This window comes from Companilactobacillus sp. y65-5, from assembly GCF_057541095.1.
Map to the genome: position 1 here is coordinate 471,464 of NZ_BAAJOA010000002.1, position 26,372 is coordinate 497,835.

Here is a 26,372-nt window from a genome sequence, read left to right on the forward strand (position 1 = left end):
GGATTTATTTATAAAAAAAGCTAGTCATGATTTTTAAATGAATCATGACTAGCTCTTCTGAAAATTTATTATTTTCCTTCTCTGATATTCAAAACTACCAACTTGATCCCTGAAATAACAAAGGTGGGGATAGCGGAGATCAAGATTATCGCTAGATACATTAATGGATCTAACGAAGTTGTTCCCATAACTTTATTGAAGAATGGGAAGACTGTCACCAAAATCGAACTAGTCGCTGCAAAAGCTACTGCTAAATTCAAGCGACTATTCTCCAATGGTCGGCGATTAAAAATCGTTCGATTACTACGGGCATCAAAAATGTGCCATAGTTGTCCAAAAACAAGTGTTAAGAAAGCAATCGTCTGTGCTTCGGGAATCGACATCCCCCTCTTAGCAGCCCAAACGAAGGCGAGAAATACCATCAGTCCCATGACGATACCGCGAACGAAGATACGTCCGAGCATGCCGTCTAAGATCGATTTTTGCGTATTACGCGGTTTCTGCTTCATCAAGTCCCCTTCGGGTTTGTCGTATCCTAAGGTAAATGATGGTAATGAATCGCTGATCATGTTGACCCACAAGACCATCAATGCTGTTAAGGTTGGAGTCGTCTCCGTGATCTGTCCGATCGGACGAGCGATTAATATCACTCCCAAAACTAGTGACAAGACTTCAGCCACATTCGTTACTAACTCTTGGCGCATGAAATTGCGAATGTTGGCGAAGATACGACGCCCAGACTGAACTGACTTTTCGATGGTGGTGAACTTGTCGTCCAGCAAGACCAGATCCGCAGCATCCTTCGTTACTTCAGTGCCATTGATCCCCATCGCGATACCAATATCAGCTGCTCGCAGAGCTGGGGCGTCATTGATACCATCACCCGTCATCGCAACTACGGCTTCGTGACGTTGCAATTGTTTGATAATCCGTTGCTTATGCTCTGGTGTCACCCGTGCGTAGACGTAGGTATCAGGAACGATTTCGAATAATTCATCATCTGTCATTTCCTCCAATTGCTTACCTTCTACAACTTTTGCTTCCTTGTCATCGACGATACCTAATTGATAGGCGATCGCACGAGCTGTGGCCGCATGGTCACCAGTGATCATCACCACGTGGATACCAGCTTGGTTCAAGTTTTCTACTGAATCTTTCACTTCATCCCTAGGTGGATCGATGATACCGGCAATTCCAAGAACGGTCAGATGTTGCTCCAACTCCTGTGCCGTTCCGTGCAAAGCTATTTTTTCATCCACTGAACGGACACTGACTGCCAGTGTTCTCAGCGCATCATTTGCGAATTCCAAAATCTTACTGTCGAATTTCTGACGATACTTCGCAATTGGGCGAATCTCATCATCCAATAAGATCTGGTCGGATTTTTTCAAAATAACATCCGGTGCTCCTTTGGTAATGACTTGATAAGCACCATCTTTTTCGATCACGACACTCATCATCTTGCGCTTACTGTCAAATGGCAAGATCCTTACGACGTCGATGTCACGATCATTATTCTTTTCGAGTAGTTCACTACGTGTGATACCAGCCTTGGCGGCCAGGACTACTAAGGAGACATCAGTTGGATTACCATACGGTTGCCAATTTTGGTCCTCATCTTGTCGAATCTCAGCTTCATTATCGAGTACTGCGGCTTCTAAGAAGCTCTGATAGTTGCGGTCACTCGTCAGAGGAGCTATCTCACCAATTGGGTCGTAGCCGCGTCCCTCGACTTCAAAAGTCGCATTGTTAGTCCAAAATTTAACGGCGGTCATTTGATTCTTCGTCAAAGTCCCCGTCTTATCTGAGGCAATATATGACGTAGCACCTAAAGTCTCAACGCTATTGAGTGACTTGATCAGGCCGTTGTTGCGCGACAGGATGGTTGCGCCGATCGTCAAGACAATCGACAAAACAACTGGCATGGCATCTGGTATCGCCGCCACAGCTAGTGCAATCGCACTAGATAAGATCTCCGGGATCTTGTTGACCTGAATTGCACCAGTATTGAGGAATTCTTTGATGATGTCATAGAGGATCGTAAAGATAATGATCCCACCCGCCATGAACATCAATTTCTTTGCTAGTGCCGAAACATTCTTCTCGATCGGAGTTTTGGAATCAGGAGATTTTTGAAGTAATCCGGCAATCTTACCTAACTCAGTCGTCATCCCCGTTTGCACGATCACCCCGATCCCACTACCGTTAACGACGGTCGAACCTGAATAACCCATATTCGTGCGGTCGCCTAACTGGGCATCTTTGGATAATGGCACAATTGATTTGATGATCGCATCTGCTTCACCGGTCAAATGTGATTCGTTGACTTGTAATTCTGACACTCGCAACCATCTAACGTCACCTTCGATGAAGTCACCCATCTTAACGCTCACGATGTCACCGGGAACTAATTGGGTCGTGTCGACCAGCTGCCAATTACCATCTCGCAAGGTGTTGATATGATGATGTGACATCTCTTGCAAAGCCGCCAGTGATTTTCGTGCACTGTTGGCTTGATAAAACGAAATAAAAGCATTCACAAAAATTATTACCACGATGGCGATTGCTTCATAGACTGAAGCCCATGCGTGTTTGATATTTTTAGTAACCTGAAAATCATAGATCGAACTAAAAATCGCTAATGCGATCGCGATCAACAGGATAATTACGATCGGTTCCTTAAAACTCTTAAAGAACAGTTTTATTTTAGAAACTTCTTTTTCTTGAGCCAGTTCATTTCGACCGTTCTTTTCCAGTCGGTACTGTGCCTCTTTTTGACTCAAACCTTTGGTACGTTCAACGTTTAAGTCCTTTAAAATTTCCTTGGTCTCTTTTGTATAGTAGCTAATAAAATCCCTCCTGACAAAAAATGCGGGTCAAGTTGCAGTCATTATGGCTGTGCTTGGCTCGCATTTCTATTTCTTAGTAAATTAATTTTAGCATAGATTTTAGTTTATTTTCAATAAAAACTTATAATAAATATTAATTTAATCTTATCAGAATAATTTTAATCAACTCGTTTTTTACGATATCTTGGCGATCCGACCTTGTTCGATATAGACGCTCAAAATACCAATATCAGCTGGGTTGACACCACTGATACGGCTGGCTTGAGCAATCGTTTCCGGAGTGATCTTACTCAACTTCTGAACAGCCTCAGTCGCTAATGAAGGGACTTTCGTATAGTCGATACGGTCAGGGATCTTCTTCGACTCCATCTTTTTCAATCGTTCGATCTTCATCTGTTCTTTCTTAATATAGCCCGCATACTTGATAGCAATCTCCACTTGTTCTTTCACACGACGATCGACTGGTCCCTCCTCAGGATCACCGACCATATCGATGATATCTTCATAATGGACTTCCGGACGTCTCAAAAGATGGTCGGCTAAGATGCCGTCCTTGAGGCTTTTCAAATTATGGCTAGCCATGAATGGTTCAGCCATCTTAGGTGTTATCATCTTACGATTCAGGCGTTTTAGTTCTTGTTCTGTAGCGTTACGTTTGTCATTGAACTTAATGTAACGGTCTTCACTGATCAAGCCAAGATCATGACCCTTGTCAGTTAAACGCAGATCAGCGTTATCGTGGCGCAAGATCAATCGATATTCTGCTCGGCTAGTCAACAGGCGATATGGCTCGTTAGTTCCCTTAGTAACTAAGTCGTCGATCATAACGCCGATGTATGCTTCATCACGACGTAAAATAAATGGTTCTTTGTTTTCCGCCCGCAAAGCAGCGTTGATACCAGCCATCAATCCTTGACCAGCAGCTTCTTCATAACCCGAAGTACCATTCATCTGACCAGCGGTGAAGAGATTCTTAACGACTTTGGTCTCAAGATTCAACTTCAATTGCCATGGTTCAATCACATCGTACTCGATCGCATAGCCTGGACGCATCAGCTTGGCATTTTCCAAGCCAGCGACTGAATGTAACATCTTCAATTGGACTTCTTCTGGCATCGAAGTCGAGAAGTCACCCACGTAATATTCTTCAGTATCCTTGCCTTCAGGTTCCAAGAAGATCTGATGGCGGGGCTTGTCAGCGAAACGAACGATCTTATCTTCAATTGAAGGACAGTATCTAGGACCGACACCTTTGATCACTCCAGAGAACATTGGCGCACGATCTAGGTTCTCACGAATGATCGAATGTGTCGTCGCATTAGTATAAGTCATCCAACATGAAAGTTGGTCTTTCAAATATTGTGAATCAGGTGTCTCGAAAGAAAAGTGATTTGGTTCCTTGTCACCCGGTTGTTCTTCGGTCTTATCGAAGTCGATCGTAGACTTGTTCACTCGTGGTGGCGTTCCTGTCTTGAAGCGAGTCAATTTGAAGCCATTTTTCTCAAGGTCTTCAGATAATTTGATCGATGGGATACTGTTGTTAGGTCCAGATGAGTACATCAACTCTCCGATGATGATCTTACCACGTGATGAAGTACCGGCTGTCAAGACGATTGACTTGGCATGGTATCTGGCACCAGTAGCGGTAACGACACCTTTACAGACGCCATCTTCCACGATCAATTTGTCAACGATCCCCTGACGCAAAGTCAAATTAGGCTCATTTTCCAAAGTTTCTTTCATCATTCGGTGATATAAGTTCTTATCTGCTTGAGCACGCAAGGCACGGACTGCTGGACCCTTACCGGTATTCAACATCCGCATCTGGATATAAGTCTTGTCGATCGTCTTAGCCATCTCACCACCGAGAGCATCGACTTCTCTAACTACGATCCCTTTGGCAGGTCCTCCGACTGAAGGGTTACATGGCATAAATGCTACCATGTCCAAATTTATCGTAACTAAGAGTGTTTTTTGACCCATACGGGCACTTGCTAAGGCAGCCTCAGAACCAGCATGTCCGGCTCCTACAACGACTACATCGTAATTCTCTGAATCAAATTCCTTTACTTGCATTCTTTCACCTATTTTCTATTTTCCTAAGCAGAATTGTGAGAACAATTGTGTTATCAATTCGTCTGGGTAGCTCTCACCAGTTATTTCACCTAATGTATCCCAACAAGAAGTCATGTCGATCTGAACTAAGTCAATCGGCATCCCCGCTTCGATTCCAGAGATCACGTCGTTCAAGTTTTCTTTGGCTTGACGCAATAATCCCGCTTGACGGGCACTGGTAATGATCACGTCAGTGCTACTGTCTTCGATCCCGGCGTTGAAGATCTTACCGATCGTTTGTTTGATCTGGTCGATACCGTCATTTTTGATAGCAGAAGTGACCAAAATAATATCGTCGTCTTTCAATTGCTTGACGTCCATCGGCGTTATAACGGGTACTAAGTCATTCTTATTGAAGATGATGATCCGACGTTTCTCTTTTGTGGCATTCAATAATTCAAGGTCGTCTGCCTCTAGGTCACGACTTGAGTCGATCACTAAGATCACCAAATCAGCTTCATTCAGCGCTTTGATCGAGCGTTCGACTCCGATTTTTTCGACCTTATCATCAGTATCACGGACACCAGCCGTGTCGATCAATTTCAGAGGTACACCGTCGATATTGACATACTGTTCAACGACATCACGGGTCGTCCCAGCAACATCTGTTACGATCGCCTTATCTTCGTCCAATAATCGGTTCAGCAAACTAGATTTACCAACGTTAGGCTTACCAACGATCGCAGTAGCTAGTCCATGTTGCAAGATCTCACCCGAATCCGCAGTCTTGAGAAGACTATCGATATTAGTCCCGACCAGTCTGGCCTTTTCTAACAACATCTTCGTGGTCATCTGCTCAGTATCATATTCTGGGTAGTCGATATTGACTTCAACTTGAGCTAAAGCATCGAGGATCTCTTGACGTAGATTAGAGATCAAATGGTTCAAATTACCATCTAGTTGATTGACAGCAACTTGCATCGCCTTGTCTGTCTTAGCTCGGATCAGATCCATGACGGACTCGGCCTCAGTTAGGTCGATACGACCATTCAAGAAGGCGCGCTTAGTGAATTCACCCGGTTCAGCCATGCGTGCACCGGCACCGATCAATAGTTGCAAGACCTTATTCGTAGGTACGATCCCACCGTGTGTATTGATCTCCACGATGTCTTCACGCGTAAAAGTCTTAGGGGCACGCATCACGGATACCATGACCTCATCTACGAGACTGTTATCAGTCGGATCGTAGATATGGCCATAATTGATCGTATGTGTTGGAACTTTTGCTAGATCTTTGCCCTTATAGATTTTTTGTGCGACCTCAAGTGCTTGATCACCAGAAACACGGACGATAGAAATACCGCCCTCCCCCGGTGGAGTCGAAATAGCTGCTATTGTGTCATATTCGGTAACTGTTGCCATCATAATCTCCTTTGAATTGTTTATTCAGTAGTATTATTGAATTCATTTTTGAAATCTCTGCGGCTTTTTTTGTGTTTTAAGGCACAAAAAAAGTGCATAATCCGCCTAAGGCGGAAAAGCACTTTGACTACTTTTCTATATATAACAATTTTCAAAACAAATTTCTAAAACATCTTAACGACATTTGTTCAAATTGTCAATTATTTACGACGCTTGTAAACACGTTTTTTGGCTCTTCTGAGTCGACGTTGTTTCTCACGTTCTGCTTCTTCCTTTTCCCTCTTTTCGCGACGGTACTTGAAAGGATTTTGGAAAGCCAATGTCTGGAGAACTTGGAACGCATTAGTGACAACCCAATAAAGTGTGATAGCAGATGGGAATGTCAAGGCTGGTACAAGGATGAAGATTGGCATGATGTAAGTCATCATCTTCGTAGTAGCGTTTTGCGTTGGTTGTGAGTAACTAGAAATGTAAGTACTCAAGAAAGTAAAGGCAGCAGCGAGGATCGCCATGATGTAATAAGGGTCAGCCTTACCTAACTGCATCCATAAGAAACTACCATCACGCAATTGCGTCGTCTTGTAAATCGCTTGATACAACGCGAACATAACTGGCATCTGAACGACTAATGGTAGACATCCTGCGACCGGATTGACACCAGCTTCACTGTATAGTTTCTGTGTTTCTTCACGTAACTTCTGTTGTGTATCGACATCTTTGTCAGAGTATTTCTTTTGCAGAGCCTGCATCTGTGGCTGGATCTGCATCTGTTTGTTCATACTTCTAATCTGGAACCAGTTAAGCGGCAATAAGACAACTCTAATAACGATAGTAAAGAGGATAATTGCCCAACCATAGCTGTTTCCAACCAGTGATGCCAACCACAGAATAAATCTTGAAAAACTATAAATAACATAGTGATCCCAGAATCCTGTACTGTTACTTGTAATTGGCTCATTTAGGTTGGAACAACCGGCTAAAACTAGAACCACACTCAATAAGAGTGCAACACCTAAGTACTTCTTTAAGCTTTTTTTATTCACCTTTTACACCTATAAGTCTATATATTTTTCTTACCCTATTATTTTACCTAATTTCAGTAAATGTACGATATTTTTTTTCGTTTCAAACATGTCTAAGTTCACGGCTGGTTTTCTTGCGATGATCAAGAAGTCCAATTCAGCCGGTATTTCTGGTTTCAATTCCAATAAAGATTGTCGAACATATCTTTTGATACGATTTCGTCCAACAGCGGTATGGGAAACTTTTTTACCAACTGATAACCCCACTCGAAAATGTTTCTGGCCCTCTTTGGGGATCTGATACAAAACAAAATTGCGATTGGCGCAAGATTTTCCTTGTGAATAGACATATTGGTATTCATTTTCTTTTTTAATGCGATAACTTTTTCTCATATGTCACCATAGTCTCTTAAGTTGTAATAAAAAAAGACCACCAAAAATTAGTGATCCTTCAAAACTAAGCTGATAATACTTTTCTACCCTTTTTGCGGCGTCTTGCAAGAACCTTGCGACCATTACTTGTACTCATTCTTTTCATGAAACCATGGACACGTTCACGATGACGCTTCTTAGGTTGAAATGTTCTCTTTGTAGTCATTCAATAAACCTCCTGACTTTAAACTTTAATTTAAAATTTCACTTCTTCAGACAATTGCTCGTATATAATACCATGCTTTGCAAGCAATTTAAACTATTTTTTTTGGATAGTTAATAGTAATTTCACAAAAAGTTCGGAAAAGTTTTTAACAAAATCGATTGTGGATAATTTGTGGATTAGTCGAACAAGTATTTTTATCCACAGCTAGTTAAACATTCTTTTCCCACGAAGATTTTGACTGTGTTTTAGTTATCCACAGGTTAAAAAGTCCAGTTACCAAGTTGCTTTTTTGGCGTCATATCAGGGGTTTACAGATTCCATATCTGTGGATAACTGTGTTGATAACTCAAAAAATCAACATAAATCCACAGCTAAATAACTTGTTGATAAACAGCTTGTTAAAATAAATAAATTTAAACATCTGTTCTGTGGAAAACTATTATATAGAATGCTAAAATATACCATGTCTTTTTTCCGTAAAAAAATATCCACAAATGTGATTGGGGGGAAATCCGTGCAAAATATAAATAATTCATCCGATTCAGCATTAACTGACTTTTGGACTTATTTGACCGAAAAACTTAAAAAGAACCTTACCTCAGTCAGCTACACTACTTGGGTCGGAAGTGCCAAACCTTTGTATATCCAAGGAAACGACATCCACATTACGGTTCCGACTGAACTTCACAAAGATTATTGGGAACGTCACTACGCCGAAGACATTGCCATTTATTCTTATGAACTGAACGGAATCGAGCTCAATCCTGTTATCGAAACTGAAGATGAGCACGCTAAAAGTGAACAGCCACGTGAAGAATCTCCAAGAAAAGCTGAAACTGACAAAAAAAATGAGGGTCATGTTTTCCACAACTCTCATCTAAATCCTAAATACACCTTTGATTCTTTCATCACTGGATCAGGTAACCAAATGGCTCACGCTGCTGCTCTAGCGGTCGCTGAAGAACCGGGAGTCATTTACAATCCGTTATTCATCTACGGAGGTGTAGGACTAGGAAAAACCCATCTGATGCAAGCCATCGGCCATCAAATGATCAAGATCGATCCCGGATCTAAAGTCAAATACGTTACGAGTGAGACGTTTGCCAACGACTTTATCAATTCCATCCAAACTAGAACGCAGGATGATTTCCGACAAGAATATCGCAATGTTGATCTCTTATTAATAGACGACATTCAGTTTTTCGCTGAAAAAGAGGGGACACAAGAAGAATTTTTCCACACTTTCAACGAATTACATGACAACGGTAAACAGATCGTCATGACTTCGGATCGCCTACCAAATGAGATCCCAAAGTTACAAGAACGATTAGTTTCTCGCTTTAAATGGGGACTATCAGTCGATATCACGGCCCCAGACTTGGAAACTAGAATTGCTATCTTGCGCAATAAGGCCGAGGCTGAAAAACTGGAGATTCCAAATGACACTCTGTCTTATATCGCCGAACAAGTCGACACTAACGTCCGTGAATTAGAAGGTGCCCTGATCAGAGTTCAGGCTTATTCGACTTTAGAAAACGCTGATATAACTAAATCAGTCGCCGCGGATGCTTTGAAATTATTCAAACTCTCAAAAGAGAAAAAGGGACTCTCGATTGCGAACATCCAAAATAAAGTTGCAAAATACTATCACGTTTCCATCAATGACTTGAAAGGGAAAAAACGTGTCAAAACGATCGTTGTGCCCCGTCAGATCGCGATGTATCTAGCTAGAGAATTGACCGATCGTTCATTACCACAGATCGGAATGGAATTTGGCGGCAAAGATCATACGACAGTTATGCATTCATGTGATAAAATAGCCGAGTTAGTCATTAAAGATGATGAGATCAAAATGGCTGTCAATGAACTCAAGGATGAACTGAGAAATTAACATGTTGATAACTTTTCACTTTTTCTAAAGTTTTCCACAGCTGTTAATAACAAGTAGTTTTCAACAGGTTGTTGGCTTCAAATAAGTTTTCCACAGAATCCACAGCACCTACTACTACTTCTATTTATATATTAATTAATTAAAAAGGAGACGCGTCAATGAAATTTTCAATTGATCGTACTAAATTCGTCAATCAAACTACAAATGTTCAACGTGCAATTTCAACCAAAACTACTATTCCGATTTTAACTGGGATGAAACTCGACTTAACTGAATCAGGTCTAACTATCACTGGTAGTAATTCTGATATCTCGATCACTGCTTTTATTTCTAAGGATGATGCTGACAACGATCTCAAGATCGAAAGTATTGGAGCAATCGTCTTGCCAGCTCGTTTCTTCAATGAGATCATCAAGAAACTTCCTGGTGACAACTTCGAATTAGAAGTCTTGAACAACAATCAGACTCTAATTACATCCGGAGTTTCTGAATTCACTATCAATGGTCTGGATGCAAATAATTATCCACGGCTTCCCGAAGTAGAAGTGGACAATCAATTGCTCTTCCCAACAGACCTCTTCAAAGAAGTGATCAATCAGACTGTTATCGCCGTCTCCAATCAAGAGAGCCGTCCGGTTTTGACTGGTGTCAACTTCATCATCAATAGCGAAGGTCTGACTCTGGTTGCGACCGACTCTCATCGTCTCTCACAAAGAAAGATCAACATCACGAGTGAAGAAGAATACAACTTGATCATTCCCGGTAAGAGTCTGATTGAATTAGTTAGAACGATCAGTGACTCGGTCAAAGAGATCTCAATGTCGATCTCTGAGAATCAAGTTCTGTATAGCTTTGACAATGTGATGTTTTATTCACGACTATTGGATGGTAGATATCCTGAAACCGACCGTCTGATCCCAGAAGATTCCAACACCCGTCTGACATTTGACACTTCCAATCTACTAGCTTCAGTTGAACGTGCTTCATTGCTTTCACACGAAAGCCGCAATAACGTGATCAAATTGGAGATCAAGTCAGCTGACAAGAAAGCAACACTCTATGGCAACTCTCCTGAAGTAGGTACAGTTGAAGAAGTCTTAGACTTTGAAAACCTTGAAGGAGATGATTTGGATATTTCCTTTAATCCAGATTATTTGAAAGACGCTCTACGTTCATTTGGTAGTAACACGATGATCGAGATGAGTTTTACCTCACCATTACACCCATTTACACTTCGTCCCGTGGATGATAAAGACAATTTTGTACAACTGATCACTCCAGTGAGAACTTTCTAAATTTCTTGACTGGATGAAAAAAGCTCAGAACATTTCGTTCTGAGCTTTTTTTTCCCTTGATTACGTTTTAAGCGTTCTTTTTTGCTTTACGCGATTTTTAAAACTTTTTTAGTGGGTGGATACTAGTTTTGTCAAAAATTGCTTAGAGAGCCTATAAATTACATTTCAGTTGTCTTTTAAAGTGAAAACAACTATAATTATGGTATGTCTTTACTGGTATAAATCTAATAAATAGGGTGTTAATATGTCGCAAAAAATAACGATCGATACTGAATTTATCACATTAGGTCAACTACTCAAGGATGCTGGGATAATTTCAACTGGCGGCCAAGCTAAGTGGTTCTTGCAAGAGAATTCAGTCTCTCTGAATGGTGAACCGGAAAACCGTCGCGGCAAGAAATTGCACAAGGGCGATGTAGTCGTAATCGATGATCAAAGTTTTGAAATCGAATAGTTGTATATAAAAGAACTTCGACTTCAAGATTATCGAAACTACGAGTCTTTGACGATTGGTTTTTCACCGAACATTAATGTTTTTTTGGGACATAATGCCCAAGGTAAAACGAATTTATTAGAGGCTATGTATTTTTTAGCTTTGACCAGAAGCCATCGAACGTCGAACGACAAAGATTTAATCAGATGGGGTAGTGAGTTTGCCCGAATCTCCGGTATTGTGATCAAGGATAATTCTAGTCGACTAAAATTAGACTTGGTGATCAGTAAGTCAGGAAAAAAAGCAAAACTGAATAATTTAGAACAACGTAAATTATCTAGTTACATAGGAAATTTGAACGTTGTTTTGTTTTCTCCGGAGGATTTATCGATTGTCAAAGGCAATCCTGGTATCCGCCGGAAATTTATTGATATGGAGTTTGGACAGATCTCAGGACAGTACTTGAAGACTGTCAGTCAATTCCGACAAGTCTTGAAGCAACGGAATGCCTATCTGAAAAAACTTCAACACCATCAGACCAAAGATCTAGTTTATTTGGAGGTTTTGTCCGATCAACTGGCAGCTTATTGCGCGGAAGTGGTCAGGACACGTCTGGATTTTCTGAAAAAACTGCAAGTCCACATTGCAAAGATCCACGACCAGATCACTGATCACCAAGAAGTCTTGCAAGTTGTCTACTCGAGTTTTTACGATAGTAACGAAAAATCTTTAGAAGATATATATGATATTTATAAGAAGGCTTTTAAGGATAACTATCAAAAGGAGATTCAACGCGGTGTGACGCTATTCGGACCACATCGGGATGATATTAAATTTTTGATCAACGATAAAAACGTTCAAGATTTCGGTTCTCAAGGACAGCAGCGTTCGGTTGCTCTGAGTTTGAAATTAGCTGAGGTGGAATTGATAAAAGAACAAGTGGGTGACTATCCAATCCTCTTATTGGATGATGTTCTGTCAGAGTTGGATCAGAAACGTCAGACGCACTTGCTTTCATCGATCGGCCGTGGCATTCAAACCTTTATCACAACAACGTCGCTCGAAGATGTCGACTCATCGATCGTTAAGAATCCGAATATTTTAAATATTACTAATGGGAAAGTTCAACAGGAGGAAGTTTAATGGCTGAAAACAGTAAAAAAGCTGAACTAGAGAAAAAAGAAGAGTTAGCTGAAGAATATGACGCTAGCCAAATTCAAGTCCTTGAAGGACTTGAAGCTGTTCGTAAAAGACCCGGTATGTACATCGGTTCTACTAGTAAGCAAGGTTTACACCATCTAGTTTGGGAAATCATCGACAATGGTATCGATGAAGCCTTAGCTGGATTTGCGACAAAGATCGAAGTGACTGTTGAGCCTGACAATTCAATCACCGTTACCGATGATGGTCGTGGTATTCCGATCGATATCCAAAAGAAGACAGGCAAGCCTGCGCTAGAAACTGTCTTCACTATCCTGCATGCCGGTGGTAAATTCGGCGGTGGCGGATACAAAGTCTCGGGTGGACTTCACGGTGTTGGTGCTTCTGTAGTTAATGCTTTGAGTACGGAATTAGACGTTGTCGTTACTCGAGCTGGCAAGCAATATGGTGTCAACTTCTCTAAGGGTAAGGTGACACATCCTATGCACTTGATCGGCGATGCGCCAGAATTTGAACACGGCACACGGGTACACTTCGTTCCTGATCCTGATATTTTCACGGAGACGGTAGTCTATGATGACAAGATCTTGACGACGAGAATTCGTGAACTAGCATTCTTGAACAAAGGTTTGAAATTGACTTTCACAGACAAGCGTGCTGATACGGCTGAGAAATTAGTCTTCCACTATGAAGGTGGTATCAAGAGTTACGTCGAGTTCATGGACAAGGACAAGGACGTCGTCTTTGATGAGCCGATCTATCTAGAAGGTATTCAAAAAGGGATCACCGTGGAAGTTGCGTTGCAATACACAGATGAATTCCATACTAACTTGATGACTTTTGCCAACAACATCCATACTTATGAAGGTGGAACGCACGAAGTTGGTTTTAAGACAGCTTTGACACGTGTCATCAATGACTACGCGCACAAGAATAAACTATTAAAAGAAAATGAAAAATTATCTGGTGAGGATGTTCGTGAAGGTATGACGGCAGTAGTCAGTGTCAAACATCCAGATCCACAATTCGAAGGTCAGACGAAGACGAAGTTGGGTAATTCCGACGCTCGAACGATCACTGACCGTCTTTTCAGCGAGCACTTCATGAAGTTCATGATGGAAAATCCTGGTGTTGCTAGGAAGATCGTTGAAAAAGGTAGCTTAGCTACTAAGGCACGGATGGCTGCCAAACGTGCTCGTGAAGTGACTAGAAAGCAAAATGGTTTGGAGATCAGTAATTTACCAGGTAAGTTAGCTGATAACTCTAGTAAAGACCCTGCAATCTCTGAATTATTTATTGTCGAGGGTGACTCAGCTGGTGGTTCTGCCAAGACTGGCCGCTCCCGTTTGACACAGGCTATTTTGCCAATCAGAGGTAAGATCTTGAACGTTGAAAAAGCTTCAATGGACAAAATCTTAGCTAATGAAGAAATCAGAACGCTTTTTACAGCCATGGGTACAGGTTTTGGGGATGACTTTGATATTTCCAAGGCTCGCTATCACAAAGTCATCATCATGACTGATGCCGATGTCGATGGTGCTCATATCAGAACTTTATTGTTGACACTACTGTATAGATACATGCGTCCGATCGTTGACGCAGGCTATGTTTATATCGCTAAGCCACCTTTGTATCAAGTTCGCCAAGGTAAGATGATGAGATACTTCGATACTGATAAGGAAAAGGACGACTTCGTTTCCCAATTACCTGCCAAGCCAGAACCAAAGATCCAACGTTACAAGGGTCTTGGTGAAATGGACGCTGATCAATTGTGGGATACGACAATGGACCCAGATAAGAGAAGATTGGATCGAGTTAATTTAGATGACGCTATCGAAGCCAACAAGATCTTCTCAATGTTGATGGGTGACAAAGTTGAACCAAGAAGAGAATTTATCGAAGCAAATGCTCAATACGCTGAAGTTGATTATTAGGGGGTTGCAAATTGGACGATAGAAGAATAGCAAATGTTAATTTGACGGAAGTAATGAAAAAATCTTTCGTCGATTACGCTGCCAGTGTTATCGTATCTCGTGCGCTTCCAGATGTACGTGATGGATTAAAACCAGTTCACCGTCGAATTCTATACGGTATGAATGAACTGGGCGTTACACCTGACAAGCCTTACAAAAAGAGTGCCCGTTTCGTCGGTGACATCATGGGTAAGTATCACCCACACGGTGATTCAGCCATCTATGAATCGATGGTTAGAATGGCGCAGGACTTCAGTTACCGTTATCCATTAGTTGATGGACATGGTAACTTCGGTTCGATCGATGGTGATCCACCGGCTGCTATGCGTTATACCGAAGCTAGAATGAGTAAGATGGCAGTTGAGATGTTGCGTGACATCAATAAGGATACGGTCGATCTAGTTCCTAACTACGATGGTGAAGAAAAAGAACCGATGGTCCTACCAGCCCGTTTCCCTAACTTATTAGTTAATGGTGCGACTGGTATCGCTGTTGGTATGACGACTAATATACCTTCACATAACTTAAAAGAAGTAATCGATGCGTTACATATTTTGATGCGAGACAAAGATGCGACTATCGCTGACTTAATGAAAGCTATTCCCGGTCCAGACTTCCCAACTGGTGGTATCATCATGGGTCGCTCCGGGATCAGAAAGGCTTACGAAAACGGTAAGGGGACGATCATCCTCCGCGCCAAAGTCGATGTCGTTACAAAGAAAAACGGTGCTGAACAGATCATCGTTACAGAATTGCCATATATGGTCAACAAGGCTAACTTGGTTGAACGTATCGCCGAACTTGCTCGTGACAAGAAACTTGAAGGTATCACTGACTTGAATGATGAATCAGACCGTGAAGGTATGCGGATCGTGATCGACATTCGTCGTGATATGAGTGCTTCAGTCGTCTTGAATAACTTGTACAAGTTGACGCAATTACAAATCTCATACGGTATCAATATGGTTGCGATCGTTGATAAGACACCACGTGTCTTGTCACTAAAAGAAGTCTTGTCGTATTACTTGAGACATCAAGAAGTTGTGATCAGACGTAGAACTGAATATGAACTACGTCGTGCTGAGGCACGGGCTCATATCTTGGAAGGTCTACGAATCGCATTGGATCATATCGATGAGATCATCAAAGTCATTCGTGGTTCTCAAACCTCAAGTATTGCTAAGCAAACGTTGATGGACCGTTTTGAATTATCAGACAAACAATCACAAGCTATCTTGGATATGCGTTTGGTTCGTTTGACTGGTTTGGAACGTGAAAAAGTCGAAGCTGAATATCAAGACTTGTTAGTTAAGATAGCTGACTACAAGGACATCTTGGCCAAATCTGAACGTGTTGACAAGATCATCTATGATGAATTGTTGGACATTCAAGAAAAATTCGGTGATGCTAGAAGAACTGAGATCAGAGCAAGTGAAGTTGCTAACATCGAGGATGAAGATCTGATCGAGGAAGAGAACATCTTGATTGTCTTGACACACAAGGGCTACATCAAGCGCTTGTCGATGGATGAATTCCGTGTTCAAAATCGTGGTGGTCGTGGTGTCCAAGGTATGGGCGTACATGACGACGACTTCATCGAGCACATGGTCTATACGTCAACTCATGACCGACTATTGTTCTTTACCAATACAGGTAAAGTCTATCGGACTAAGGGTTATGAAGTCCCTGAATACGGCCGAACAGCTAAGGGTATCCCTGTGATCAACTTATTGAATATCGAGAAGGGTGAGACGATCCAAACGGTCATCAATGTCGATCGTGACGTTGATCGTGAGAATTCGTACTTATTCTTCGTGACTAAATATGGTACGGTCAAACGTACACCGGTAGTTGATTTTGCCAACATCAGACACTCAGGTCTACGTTCGATCACTCTCAAGGATGGGGATGAGCTGGACCACGTCTTCCTAACTGATGGCGACAAGGTCATCTTCATCGGGACACATAAGGGTTACGCAGTGACCTTCAGAGAAAGCGATGTTCGTCCAATGGGACGGACTGCCGCCGGTGTGCGTGGTATCAAACTACGTGATGAAGATTATGTCGTCGGTTCGTCGATCGTTGCAGCGGGACAAGAAGTGCTGACTATCTCTGAAAAGGGTTATGGTAAACGTACTTCAGTTACTGAATACCCGATCAAGGGTCGTGGCGGTAAAGGTATCAAGACTGCTAATGTAACAGAGAAGAATGGTCCGATCGCTGGCGTTACAGCGGTCAATGGTGACGAAGATATCATGCTGATCACTGACAAAGGCGTTATGATCCGCTTTGAAGTTGACAGTGTTTCACAAACTGGACGTGCGACGCTCGGAGTTCGCTTGATCAAAGTGGACGATGATTCGATCGTGTCAACTATGGCTAAGATCGAAGAAGCTGATGAGCCGGAGACAGAAGAAAAAGCTCCTGCTAAACCTGATGACTCAGGATCAGATGATGATGCTGGAAATGATTCAGAAGAATAAAAAATAATCGACGTTTCTGCGTAATTTGATTATGTATCGCTGAGATACGTGTCAGGCAGAAACGTTTTTTGTTGAAATTTATTATGGTAATCACTAAAAAATTATGATAGAATCTAACATTGTGAGTATAAAATGTAGTTAATTTATGCTCCTTGTTCTTTTATTAGAACCATTAGACCATAAGGAGGTGCAGTATTTATGACACATTACGAAATTACATATATCATCAAACCTGATATTGAAGAAGAAGCTAAGAAGACTCTTATTGATCGTTACGACAAGATCATTACAGACAACGGCTCAACCGTAATCGACTCAAAAGACTGGGAAAAGAAACGTTTAGCATACGAAATTGCTAATTACAAAGAAGGTATTTACCATATTGTTAATGTAGATGCCAACGACGATGTAGCTATCAACGAATTCGACCGTCTATCAAAGATCGATGACAACATGCTACGTCACATGATCATCAAACGTGAAGACTAATTTGTTTCACGTGAAACATTTTAAGGAGGCAGACATATGATTAATCGAGTTGTATTGACTGGACGCCTGACACGTGATCCTGAATTAAGATACACGTCTAGTGGGGCTGCCGTTGCTAGTTTTACAGTGGCAGTAAATCGAACATTTACTAACGCTCAAGGTGAACGTGAAGCTGATTTCATCAACTGCGTCATCTGGAGAAAATCTGCTGAAAACTTTTCAAACTTTACTAATAAAGGTTCACTTGTGGGAATCGATGGACGTCTTCAATCACGTTCGTATGAGAACCAACAAGGTCAAAGAGTCTATGTGACAGAAGTCGTAGTCGAAAACTTCTCACTACTAGAATCTAGATCTGAAAGTGAAAAGAGAAATGCTGGAGCTCCAAACAATAACTTTGGCGGCAACAACAATAACAGCAATAACAGTAATCCTAATCAAGCTCCATATAACCAACAAAATCAATCAAATCAGTCTCCATTTGGAAACAATAATAACAACAACAATCAATCTAACAATAACAGTAACAACTCAAATAATATGAACGATCCTTTTGCTGATAACAGCAAGCCTATCGACATATCGGATGACGACTTACCATTCTAATATAGAGAGGAATGACTAAAATGGCTCAACAAAGACGTGGCGGACGTAGAAGACGTAAAGTTGACTTCATCGCAGCTAACCATATCGAATACATCGATTATAAAGATACAGATTTACTCAAGAGATTTATCTCAGAACGTGGTAAGATTTTGCCAAGACGTGTTACAGGCACAAGTGCAAAGAACCAAAGAAAGCTTACAATCGCTATCAAGCGTGCAAGAATCATGGCTCTATTACCATTCGTTGCAGAAGATTAATTTTGAAAATTCAAGTCAGGACTTTGGTCCAGGCTTTTTTTTTACTTAAATTTTGATCATACCGTATCACCACACTATTTTATTCTATAAAAGAACCGCGGCTGTGATAAAATTAAGGGGTATATCTAAGAGGGGACTAATATGAAAAAGATAAAATCTAATCTACGTTTCTTCCTTTCTCGAGTTGATTACTCAACACAATTGACGGCCATTTCGTTGATTGTAATGTTGGTATCGATTTTTATAGTCGGTATTATTCACGGTTCGATCAGTGGATATATTCAGGCTCTATTAGTTGTGATTGCATTTGTATTATTTATCTACTTGTTTTTACTTCTCGGTGAGAAGGCTGGTAAATATACCAACAATTTGCAATATCGAATTGATCGAGGAACGGACAATAGTTTTGTCGAGTATCCATTGGGAATTTTGCTCTATGATGATGATAAACAAGTACAGTGGGTCAATCCTTACTTCGTTGAAAAGACGGGGATCGATTCAGTCTATAATATGAATATCTCTGACATCTCATCCGAACTAGCATCTTTTGTTGACGACGATGAAGACGAAGAAAATCATGGTAAGCATCAGACGATTCAGATCGATAAAAAATACTATCTAGTACAAGTTCAAACTGAATTAAAAGTCATTTATTTCATGGATATAACACAATATTCGAAGATCGAGAAACGCTATGAAAAGAATCGTTCAGTGATTGGTCAAGTTTATTTGGATAACTACGCTGAAATCACACAGTCAATGAGTGATCGTGATATTTCCAATTTGGATAATTACATTACGAATGAATTATCGAATTGGGCATCGCATGAACAAATGTTTCTAAAACGGATCGATGATGATCACTTCTTCATCGTTGCCTACACTGGCAAAATATTTAAGATGGAAGAAAATGGTTTCAAGATCCTTGACGCCATCAGAGAGTATACTTCGCAACAAAATGTACCACTGACTTTGAGCATGGGCTTCTCCTATGGAGTCGATGACTTGAATACGCTCAATGATGAAGCTCAAAAGAACCTGAACTTAGCACTTGGTCGTGGGGGCGATCAGGTCGTTGTCAAAGAGATCGGACAGAAAGCTCGATTTTATGGTGGAAATACTGATCCGATGGAGAAACGAACGCGTGTTCGTGCAAGGATGATCAGTGAAGCCCTGCAAGAATTACTAAAGGACAGCGATCAAGTGATCGTTATGGGTCATTCTCATCCGGATATGGATGTCGTTGGTTCCTCACTAGGCATCAGACGGATTGCCCTGATGAACAATACGCCTTGTAAGGTAGTGATCGATCCAAAAACGATCCACACGGATGTCAGTCGCTTGTTGCAACTGATCAACAAAGACCCTGAGATCAAGAATGACATCGTTACACCTGAGGAATCAATGAACATTAGAACCTCAAATACTTTGATCGTCATGGTCGACCACTCCAAACAGAGCATCTCGATCAATCCTAATTTGTTCAACAATGCTAATGAAAAAGTAGTCGTTATCGATCATCACAGACGTGGGGAAGAATTCCCTGAGAATCCAATGCTGATCTATATCGAACCATACGCTTCTTCAACTAGTGAACTGATCACCGAGATGTTGGAGTATCAACCAAAGAATAAGAAAGCGATCGAAAAGATCGAGGCGACGGCTCTGTTAGCTGGTATCACAGTCGATACGAAGTCATTCTCTTTGAGAACTGGGACGAGAACATTCGACGCAGCCAGTTATTTGCGTTCAGTTGGAGCGGATGAAGCATTGATTCAGAATTTATTAAAAGAAAATATCGATTCATTCATCCAACGCAACCACTTGATCGAGACTATCACGATGGTCGGTGGTCAGATGGCAGTTTGTTTCGGAGAAAACGATCGTTCTTACGATCCGGTGATTGTTGCCCAAGCTGCCGATACATTGTTATCATTGAACAATGTTGAAGCATCATTCGTCATCAGTAAACGACCAGATGGACGGGTCGGCATCTCTGCAAGGAGTTTGGGCAAGATCAATGTCCAAGTTATCATGGAGAAACTGGGCGGAGGCGGACATTTGACTGATGCCGCCACGCAGATCGGTGATGTGACTGTCGATGAAGCTAAGGATCAATTGATCGATGTTTTATCGGACAGTAGTAAAAAGTAGGAGGAATTTTTATTATGAAAGTAATCTTTACTCAAGATGTTAGAGGAAAAGGCAAAAAAGGCGAGGTTAAGAATGTCGCCGCTGGTTACGCACAAAATTTTTTGATCAAGAATAATCAAGCTATCGAAGCTACTAAAGCTAACTTGGCTAAATTAAAAGCAGAACAAAATCGTGAAGAAAAAGACTATCAAGCTGAATTGGCGGAAGCTCAACAGCTCAAGCTAGAGATCGAAAAGGATAGTACGGTCGTTGAAATTTCGGCTAAGGCTGGAACTGACGGTCGTTTGTTCGGTTCAGTCACGACTAAAAAAATCTCTGAAGAACTCGACAAACAATATAATTTGAAAGTCGACAAACATAAAATGACGCTCTCTGAAGGTGCTAAAGCACTGGGATACATAAATGTACCCGCAAAGATTTTTGATGGTGTAGAAGCTACCATAAGAGTTCATATCGTTGAAAAGAGCTAGGAACAAATGAATAATGATATAACTTCACGCATACCGCCCAATGACAAGGACGCTGAACAAGCTGTCTTAGGGGCGGTATTTCTCAGTCAAGATGCACTAATTGAGGCGATGGAATACGTTGAAGCAGAAGATTTTTATCAACATGCTAACCAATTAGTATTCCAAGCGATGGTCAATCTGAATGACCGCGAGGAACCGGTCGATGTCGTTACGGTTCAAAATGAACTGGATAAGATGAATCAGATCGAAGATATCGGTGGAGTCAGCTATTTGGCTGACCTCGCTAATGCCGTTCCAACCGCTGCTAATACAGCTTACTATGCTAAGATCGTTCAGAACAAAGCAGTTTTGAGACGACTGATTAATGCGGCTACGAACATTGTTAGCCGCAGTTTTGATGGCGATGATGATCTTGATACGATCATCGACCAGTCTGAACGAGATATCATGGATGTTTCGGAGAATCGCAACAACAAAGGTTTTCGCAAAATCTCAGATGTCGTCAAATCGTCCTTTGAGGAGATCGACCGTCTGTATGACCAAGATTCTGACGTTACTGGATTATCGACTGGCTACAAGGATCTCGATGCGTTGACGACGGGACTACATAAGGATGAGTTAGTCATCTTAGCTGCTCGTCCTGGTATGGGTAAGACTGCCTTTGCTTTGAATCTAGCCCAAAATGCGGCTACGAAGGACCAAGCGACTGTCGCCATCTTCTCACTGGAAATGGGGGCAGAACAATTAGTCAATCGTATGCTCTGTTCTGAAGGTAGTATTGATGCCAATTCACTTAGAACCGGACAATTAGATGAGAATCAATGGAATAGTTTAGTTGTGGCCATGGGGAGTTTATCACGAACTAATGTTTATATCGATGACACTCCGGGTTCAAAAATGGCTGAGATCAGATCGAAATGTCGTCGACTTCTGAAGGAAACTGGCAAACTAGATTTGGTCATCATCGACTACCTACAACTGATCGAAGGTACTGGTCAAGAGAATCGGCAACAAGAAGTCTCAGTTATTTCTCGAAATTTAAAAAAATTAGCAAAAGAATTGCATGTGCCAGTAATCGCGTTATCACAGCTTTCCCGTGGAGTTGAAGCTCGTCAAGACAAGCGGCCGATGTTGTCAGATATCCGTGAATCTGGTTCAATTGAACAGGACGCTGATATTGTTGCCTTCTTATATCGTGATGATTATTATCGAGATGAAGATGGCGATGATAATAATAGCGAACCTGAAAATCAAGAGGATCAAGATGTCGGCGAAGTCGAAGTGATTGTCGGAAAAAACCGTTCAGGTCCTCGTGGAACGGCTAAGCTATTGTTCGTGAAATCGTATAATAAATTTTCTTCGATTGCTAATATCCCTGAAAATTAAAAAGATAAGCGAACCAAGATCCTAAAATATAAAGTGCAAGAGGAGAATTGGATATGACAACAGTTGTTGTAGTAGGAACCCAGTGGGGGGACGAAGGTAAAGGTAAGATTACTGATTACTTTAGTGGTGAAGCTAATATTATCGCCAGATATCAAGGTGGTGACAATGCTGGACATACTTTGAATATCGAGGGTAATGTCTACAAGTTAAGATCAGTGCCATCAGGTATCTTATATTCAGATAAAACTAGTGTAATCGGTAACGGCGTGGTCTTGAATCTGGAATCGTTAGCAGAGGAATTGCAACGTCTGCACGATCAAGGTGTTGATACAACTAACTTGAAGATTTCAAACCGTGCTCAACTGATCCTTCCTTATCATATTCAATTAGATAAGTGCCAAGAACAAGCAAGAAACTCCAAGGTCGGAACGACTAATCGTGGTATCGGACCTGCTTACATGGATAAGGCTGCACGTGTTGGTATTCGGATGGCTGATGTCTTGGACAAAGACATCTTCAAAGCAGAACTAACCGAAAACCTCAAACAAAAAAATGAATTGTTCACTAAAGTTTATGGTGCAGAAGCTATGGACTTCGATCAGATCTTCAATAAGTATTATGAGATCGGTCAAAGTTTAAAAGATCGTGTGATCGATACGTCAGCTTACTTGAATCGTGAATTAAAAGCTGGTAAGAATGTATTATTTGAAGGCGCACAAGGTATCATGCTCGATATCGACCACGGTACTTATCCATACGTTACTTCATCTAGTCCCGCTGGTGGTGTGACAACTGGTGCCGGTATCGGTGCACCATTGATCGACAATGTCATCGGGGTAGTCAAGGCTTACACATCACGTGTCGGTGCTGGTCCATTCCCAACAGAACAAGAGAATGAAACTGGTGACTTCTTGCGTGAAGCTGGTCATGAGTACGGTACCGTAACTCATCGTCCACGTCGTGTGGGTTGGCTAGATACAGTTGTATTACGTCACTCAGCTAATGTCTCAGGTGTAACTCACTTGTCATTGAACTGTTTGGATGTCTTGACAGGTCTTAAAGAAATCAAAGTATGTACGGGCTATGATCTCAACGGTAAGATCATCGAAGAATATCCAGCAAACTTGAATATCTTGGCACAATGTCAGCCAGTTTATAAGACGTTTGAAGGCTGGGATGAAGACATCACTCAAGCTAAGAGCTTGGATGATCTTCCAGAACAAGCTCAAGTATACTTGGACTTCCTAAAGGGTGAACTAGGCGTTGAATACGCTACGGTTTCAGTCGGACCAGATCGTGAACAGACGATTGAAGTCAACGATGTTTGGAAGAGTTAAATAAATTTTTCAATTCAAAAGAAATTAAATCTAAACTTTCTGGTATTTGGTGAAAACCAATACCAGTTTTTTTTATCTTCATTTTGATATACAAAAAAGGCCTAAATCAAATCATATTGGTGAAGATTTGACTTAGAGCCAGGTATATTTATCTTATTTTGGATTTGACCATTATTTTTTAGTTAAATTCAAAGTAGATCAATTCTTATTATCAGTCGAAATAATACCGCGTTGAAACTTGACGAATTTGTTACTGTTGCGATTAAAGGTCAATGTATAATAGTAGTCTTTGTCCTTAGTCCGTTGTTTCAGGTAGATCCGTGAGTAGCGGGGAACATCGGACAATTGGTAACCGACGATACCGAAGTTAGTCACACGTGAATTAGAATTTCGAGCTAAGTTGTAGAGACCGTTATTACTGTCGTCGGGATTCAATCCTAGGTTGAGTGACAATTGGTTGAAGTTTCCGGGATCGGTCGCGTTAGTCATTGTCAAATTAGAATTGATGATAGTAGTTTTAACTCGTTCCATGAAGGCCTTAGCTTGGTCGATGCCAGAATTACCTAACTCGGTATTTTCGATGACATACTGTGGTGGAAATTTATTCGACTTGGTATTCAAATACTTAGCCGAGACGATACTGTCACCTTTGTAATAGAGACGATAGCGATAACTAACGATATTCTTAGTATCATCGTAACGATTACAGCTGATGGTGATGAACTTGCCATGACTATCACGACCGAAGTTGAGCAAGGTCATCTTGTAAATATAACGATGTGGTTCTTTATGAACTCGTTTTTTCAGAGCAGTTTCTTGATCGCTCGACAAAAAGTCTAGCTGCTGAGTGTTCTGATAATCATCGTTGATCTGACTAACGAGATTGATAGCCTGAGATTTTGTCTTTTCCATGTCACCAGTCTTCAAGGAGATCGACTTGGGCGCAAGCCCCTCGTCCACTTTGTTAGGATTGACTATCAGCGAAAAAGGAATCGTCAGGCTAGATATTTTGTTAACGGTTTTATCTTTTATATTATAAAGGTTAAAACCATAGGCGATACCGACTAGGATAAGCAATCCTAGTAACACAAACCATTTGATATATTTTTTGTTTAATTTTTTCAAATTTTTCACCCTTTGTAAGTGTGTTACCTTAATATATATAATATACAAAAAGATACGTGTATTTGGAGAAAATAATGAAAGATAAGAAAGATTTAAAGGGCCGCAAGGATTATATGCTTATCGGTGCTGCGACTGTCGGTATTATTACAGCCGTGATTTTCTTTGTCATGCTTTCACGCGGGGTAGTCAATGCGGTAGTAACTTCCAAGATATCCAATCAGTATCAGGATAAGGAATTGGAAGTCTTGAAGACCGACCTTGATTATAATTCGCTGAATACGATCGGTAAACTGATCAAGGTCTCGGATGGTTACGTGATCACCGACGACAATGTCAAGCGTTACAACGAGCTTGAAGATTATGTCAGAGCGAGAAAGCAACGATCAGCTGCTATCAGTGACCTTTATGACGGTAAGGATCACTACCGAGATGATGTTACTAAGGACACGATAGATCAATTAGACAAGTCGCTTCTGCATGAGAAGAATCAAGACGTCTACCAAAAATTACGTAATAAATTGGATACGATCCAGATCTGGTATGAACAGACGGAAGATGCGAACAAATACATCTCCAAAGTCTGGGATGCTTACAATGAAGATAATTCGAGTTTGAGTTTTAAGAAGGTTTCGATGTCGAGCACTTATTATAAGTTGATCAAAAATAAATCGGTCAAAAAACAATGGACTGATGCAGTGAATAAGATGCGTGACTATTATGCCAGTCATCAAGGTGAAAGTACACAAGTTGCTGCGGCTAAACAAGAATTGGAAGAACTCAAAAATTCTCCACTGACCGAAAAATATACGCCGGCGCAAGTCGACATCGTCTCCAGTCTCGACTTCTCTAGCGATGCCGAGGATGTTTTGAGTGCTGCTGGTCTAACTGGTAAGTACGTCTTGTATTACGACTCTAGTTCGAATAAGTTAGCCTTGATGACGAGAGTCAGTGGTAAGTATGTGGCTCAAGATGGATATGTTAGTGTTTCGAATTCACAAGTAAGTAAGGGCAAGTATACGATCAAGCGGATAGTTTCAGCTGGATCATCAGATGCCATCATAACTGACAGTAGTAATAGTAATTTTGGACAGTACGTAACTAGTGCTACGACTGATGACTTGTCAGACTTAGGGATTACTGGTGCTGACAATTCGACCTCAGACTTCAACTCTGCTACTCCAGTCTTTTGGTTCAAGAACAACAGTGCTCTAACGAGTTCGATCTACTTCAGTAATGGTAGTACGATCGGCTTCATCTATGCGGGTGGTTCTAGTTACAACAACAGCTTGCAAGTCAGTTCATCAAGTCTATCGAGTTTGAAATCTGAAGTATCTTCAGGTATCACATTCTATGTTAATTAGAGGTC

At 41.1% G+C, this 26,372-nt stretch carries 21 protein-coding genes; 14 read left to right on the plus strand and 7 right to left on the minus strand.

Annotated elements, in window-relative coordinates; translation table 11 throughout:
* Positions 1 to 68 precede the first annotated feature (68 nt).
* The 6 genes from AC27FM_RS06335 to rpmH all read right to left on the minus strand — a co-directional run bounded on the left by AC27FM_RS06335 (position 69) and on the right by rpmH (position 7,946).
* On the minus strand, positions 69 to 2,849 hold the full coding sequence (locus tag AC27FM_RS06335) for a cation-translocating P-type ATPase (RefSeq protein WP_487086900.1): 2,781 nt from the start codon (positions 2,847 to 2,849) through the stop codon (positions 69 to 71).
* A gap of 174 nt (positions 2,850 to 3,023) precedes the next feature.
* Complete coding sequence (gene mnmG / locus AC27FM_RS06340; RefSeq protein WP_487086833.1) at positions 3,024 to 4,925, minus strand: tRNA uridine-5-carboxymethylaminomethyl(34) synthesis enzyme MnmG; 1,902 nt, start codon at positions 4,923 to 4,925, stop codon at positions 3,024 to 3,026.
* A gap of 15 nt (positions 4,926 to 4,940) precedes the next feature.
* Positions 4,941 to 6,329, minus strand: a complete 1,389-nt coding sequence (gene mnmE, locus AC27FM_RS06345; RefSeq protein ID WP_487086834.1) for a tRNA uridine-5-carboxymethylaminomethyl(34) synthesis GTPase MnmE — start codon at positions 6,327 to 6,329, stop codon at positions 4,941 to 4,943.
* Between the two features lie 197 nt (positions 6,330 to 6,526).
* Positions 6,527 to 7,369, minus strand: coding sequence for a membrane protein insertase YidC (gene yidC / locus AC27FM_RS06350; protein ID WP_487086836.1), 843 nt, complete (start codon positions 7,367 to 7,369; stop codon positions 6,527 to 6,529).
* Positions 7,370 to 7,399: 30 nt separating this feature from the next.
* Positions 7,400 to 7,741, minus strand: coding sequence for a ribonuclease P protein component (gene rnpA / locus AC27FM_RS06355; protein ID WP_487086838.1), 342 nt, complete (start codon positions 7,739 to 7,741; stop codon positions 7,400 to 7,402).
* Positions 7,742 to 7,805: 64 nt separating this feature from the next.
* On the minus strand, positions 7,806 to 7,946 hold the full coding sequence (gene rpmH / locus AC27FM_RS06360) for a 50S ribosomal protein L34 (protein WP_010625561.1): 141 nt from the start codon (positions 7,944 to 7,946) through the stop codon (positions 7,806 to 7,808).
* Between the two features lie 514 nt (positions 7,947 to 8,460).
* On the opposite strand from rpmH, the gene dnaA reads away from it, so the two are divergent.
* The 13 genes from dnaA (at position 8,461) to AC27FM_RS06425 (ending at position 23,881) form a co-directional block, all read left to right on the plus strand.
* Positions 8,461 to 9,837, plus strand: coding sequence for a chromosomal replication initiator protein DnaA (gene dnaA, locus AC27FM_RS06365; protein WP_487086841.1), 1,377 nt, complete (start codon positions 8,461 to 8,463; stop codon positions 9,835 to 9,837).
* A gap of 158 nt (positions 9,838 to 9,995) precedes the next feature.
* Positions 9,996 to 11,132 (plus strand): DNA polymerase III subunit beta, encoded by a 1,137-nt coding sequence (gene dnaN, locus AC27FM_RS06370; protein ID WP_487086843.1) that lies wholly within the window; start codon positions 9,996 to 9,998, stop codon positions 11,130 to 11,132.
* Between the two features lie 244 nt (positions 11,133 to 11,376).
* Complete coding sequence (gene yaaA, locus AC27FM_RS06375; RefSeq protein ID WP_487086845.1) at positions 11,377 to 11,586, plus strand: S4 domain-containing protein YaaA; 210 nt, start codon at positions 11,377 to 11,379, stop codon at positions 11,584 to 11,586.
* Entirely contained in the window at positions 11,587 to 12,708 is a 1,122-nt protein-coding gene (recF, locus tag AC27FM_RS06380; RefSeq protein ID WP_487086847.1) for a DNA replication/repair protein RecF, read from the plus strand. It abuts the gene before it with no gap.
* Positions 12,708 to 14,660, plus strand: coding sequence for a DNA topoisomerase (ATP-hydrolyzing) subunit B (gene gyrB / locus AC27FM_RS06385; protein ID WP_487086848.1), 1,953 nt, complete (start codon positions 12,708 to 12,710; stop codon positions 14,658 to 14,660). The genes recF and gyrB overlap by 1 nt, the downstream gene beginning before the upstream one ends.
* 11 nt (positions 14,661 to 14,671) lie before the next feature.
* Positions 14,672 to 17,182, plus strand: coding sequence for a DNA gyrase subunit A (gyrA, locus tag AC27FM_RS06390; RefSeq protein ID WP_487086850.1), 2,511 nt, complete (start codon positions 14,672 to 14,674; stop codon positions 17,180 to 17,182).
* A gap of 198 nt (positions 17,183 to 17,380) precedes the next feature.
* Positions 17,381 to 17,671, plus strand: coding sequence for a 30S ribosomal protein S6 (gene rpsF / locus AC27FM_RS06395; protein ID WP_487086851.1), 291 nt, complete (start codon positions 17,381 to 17,383; stop codon positions 17,669 to 17,671).
* 36 nt (positions 17,672 to 17,707) lie between these two features.
* Entirely contained in the window at positions 17,708 to 18,277 is a 570-nt protein-coding gene (gene ssb, locus AC27FM_RS06400) for a single-stranded DNA-binding protein (RefSeq protein WP_487086852.1), read from the plus strand.
* A 20-nt stretch (positions 18,278 to 18,297) separates the two neighbouring features.
* Complete coding sequence (gene rpsR, locus AC27FM_RS06405; protein WP_057738857.1) at positions 18,298 to 18,534, plus strand: 30S ribosomal protein S18; 237 nt, start codon at positions 18,298 to 18,300, stop codon at positions 18,532 to 18,534.
* A 141-nt stretch (positions 18,535 to 18,675) separates the two neighbouring features.
* Positions 18,676 to 20,688, plus strand: coding sequence for a DHH family phosphoesterase (locus AC27FM_RS06410; protein ID WP_487086853.1), 2,013 nt, complete (start codon positions 18,676 to 18,678; stop codon positions 20,686 to 20,688).
* Positions 20,689 to 20,702: 14 nt separating this feature from the next.
* Positions 20,703 to 21,158 carry a 50S ribosomal protein L9 gene (gene rplI, locus AC27FM_RS06415; protein ID WP_487086854.1) on the plus strand — a complete coding sequence of 152 codons (456 nt, stop codon included), beginning with the start codon at positions 20,703 to 20,705 and terminating at the stop codon, positions 21,156 to 21,158.
* 6 nt (positions 21,159 to 21,164) lie between these two features.
* Positions 21,165 to 22,544, plus strand: coding sequence for a replicative DNA helicase (gene dnaB / locus AC27FM_RS06420; protein WP_487086856.1), 1,380 nt, complete (start codon positions 21,165 to 21,167; stop codon positions 22,542 to 22,544).
* A gap of 53 nt (positions 22,545 to 22,597) precedes the next feature.
* A complete protein-coding gene (locus AC27FM_RS06425) occupies positions 22,598 to 23,881 on the plus strand; it encodes an adenylosuccinate synthase (RefSeq protein ID WP_487086858.1) in 1,284 nt (427 codons plus the stop codon).
* 198 nt (positions 23,882 to 24,079) lie between these two features.
* Here the strand turns inward: AC27FM_RS06425 and AC27FM_RS06430 are convergent, their stop codons facing one another.
* Complete coding sequence (locus AC27FM_RS06430; protein WP_487086860.1) at positions 24,080 to 25,006, minus strand: hypothetical protein; 927 nt, start codon at positions 25,004 to 25,006, stop codon at positions 24,080 to 24,082.
* Positions 25,007 to 25,080: 74 nt separating this feature from the next.
* Here AC27FM_RS06430 and AC27FM_RS06435 point away from each other — a divergent pair, with 74 nt between their 5' ends.
* Positions 25,081 to 26,367, plus strand: coding sequence for a hypothetical protein (locus tag AC27FM_RS06435; protein ID WP_487086862.1), 1,287 nt, complete (start codon positions 25,081 to 25,083; stop codon positions 26,365 to 26,367).
* Positions 26,368 to 26,372: the final 5 nt, after the last annotated feature.

Bases quoted from the DNA above. Each gene is read 5' to 3' on its own strand.
- rnpA (WP_487086838.1), bottom strand. From the start codon at position 7,741: ATGAGAAAAAGTTATCGCATTAAAAAAGAAAATGAATACCAATATGTC.
- mnmE (WP_487086834.1), bottom strand. From the start codon at position 6,329: ATGATGGCAACAGTTACCGAATATGACACAATAGCAGCTATTTCGACT.
- rpmH (WP_010625561.1), bottom strand. From the start codon at position 7,946: ATGACTACAAAGAGAACATTTCAACCTAAGAAGCGTCATCGTGAACGT.
- AC27FM_RS06425 (WP_487086858.1), top strand. From the start codon at position 22,598: ATGACAACAGTTGTTGTAGTAGGAACCCAGTGGGGGGACGAAGGTAAA.
- gyrB (WP_487086848.1), top strand. From the start codon at position 12,708: ATGGCTGAAAACAGTAAAAAAGCTGAACTAGAGAAAAAAGAAGAGTTA.
- yaaA (WP_487086845.1), top strand. From the start codon at position 11,377: ATGTCGCAAAAAATAACGATCGATACTGAATTTATCACATTAGGTCAA.
- mnmG (WP_487086833.1), bottom strand. From the start codon at position 4,925: ATGCAAGTAAAGGAATTTGATTCAGAGAATTACGATGTAGTCGTTGTA.
- rplI (WP_487086854.1), top strand. From the start codon at position 20,703: ATGAAAGTAATCTTTACTCAAGATGTTAGAGGAAAAGGCAAAAAAGGC.
- AC27FM_RS06410 (WP_487086853.1), top strand. From the start codon at position 18,676: ATGAAAAAGATAAAATCTAATCTACGTTTCTTCCTTTCTCGAGTTGAT.
- AC27FM_RS06435 (WP_487086862.1), top strand. From the start codon at position 25,081: ATGAAAGATAAGAAAGATTTAAAGGGCCGCAAGGATTATATGCTTATC.
- dnaN (WP_487086843.1), top strand. From the start codon at position 9,996: ATGAAATTTTCAATTGATCGTACTAAATTCGTCAATCAAACTACAAAT.
- rpsR (WP_057738857.1), top strand. From the start codon at position 18,298: ATGGCTCAACAAAGACGTGGCGGACGTAGAAGACGTAAAGTTGACTTC.
- ssb (WP_487086852.1), top strand. From the start codon at position 17,708: ATGATTAATCGAGTTGTATTGACTGGACGCCTGACACGTGATCCTGAA.
- rpsF (WP_487086851.1), top strand. From the start codon at position 17,381: ATGACACATTACGAAATTACATATATCATCAAACCTGATATTGAAGAA.
- dnaB (WP_487086856.1), top strand. From the start codon at position 21,165: ATGAATAATGATATAACTTCACGCATACCGCCCAATGACAAGGACGCT.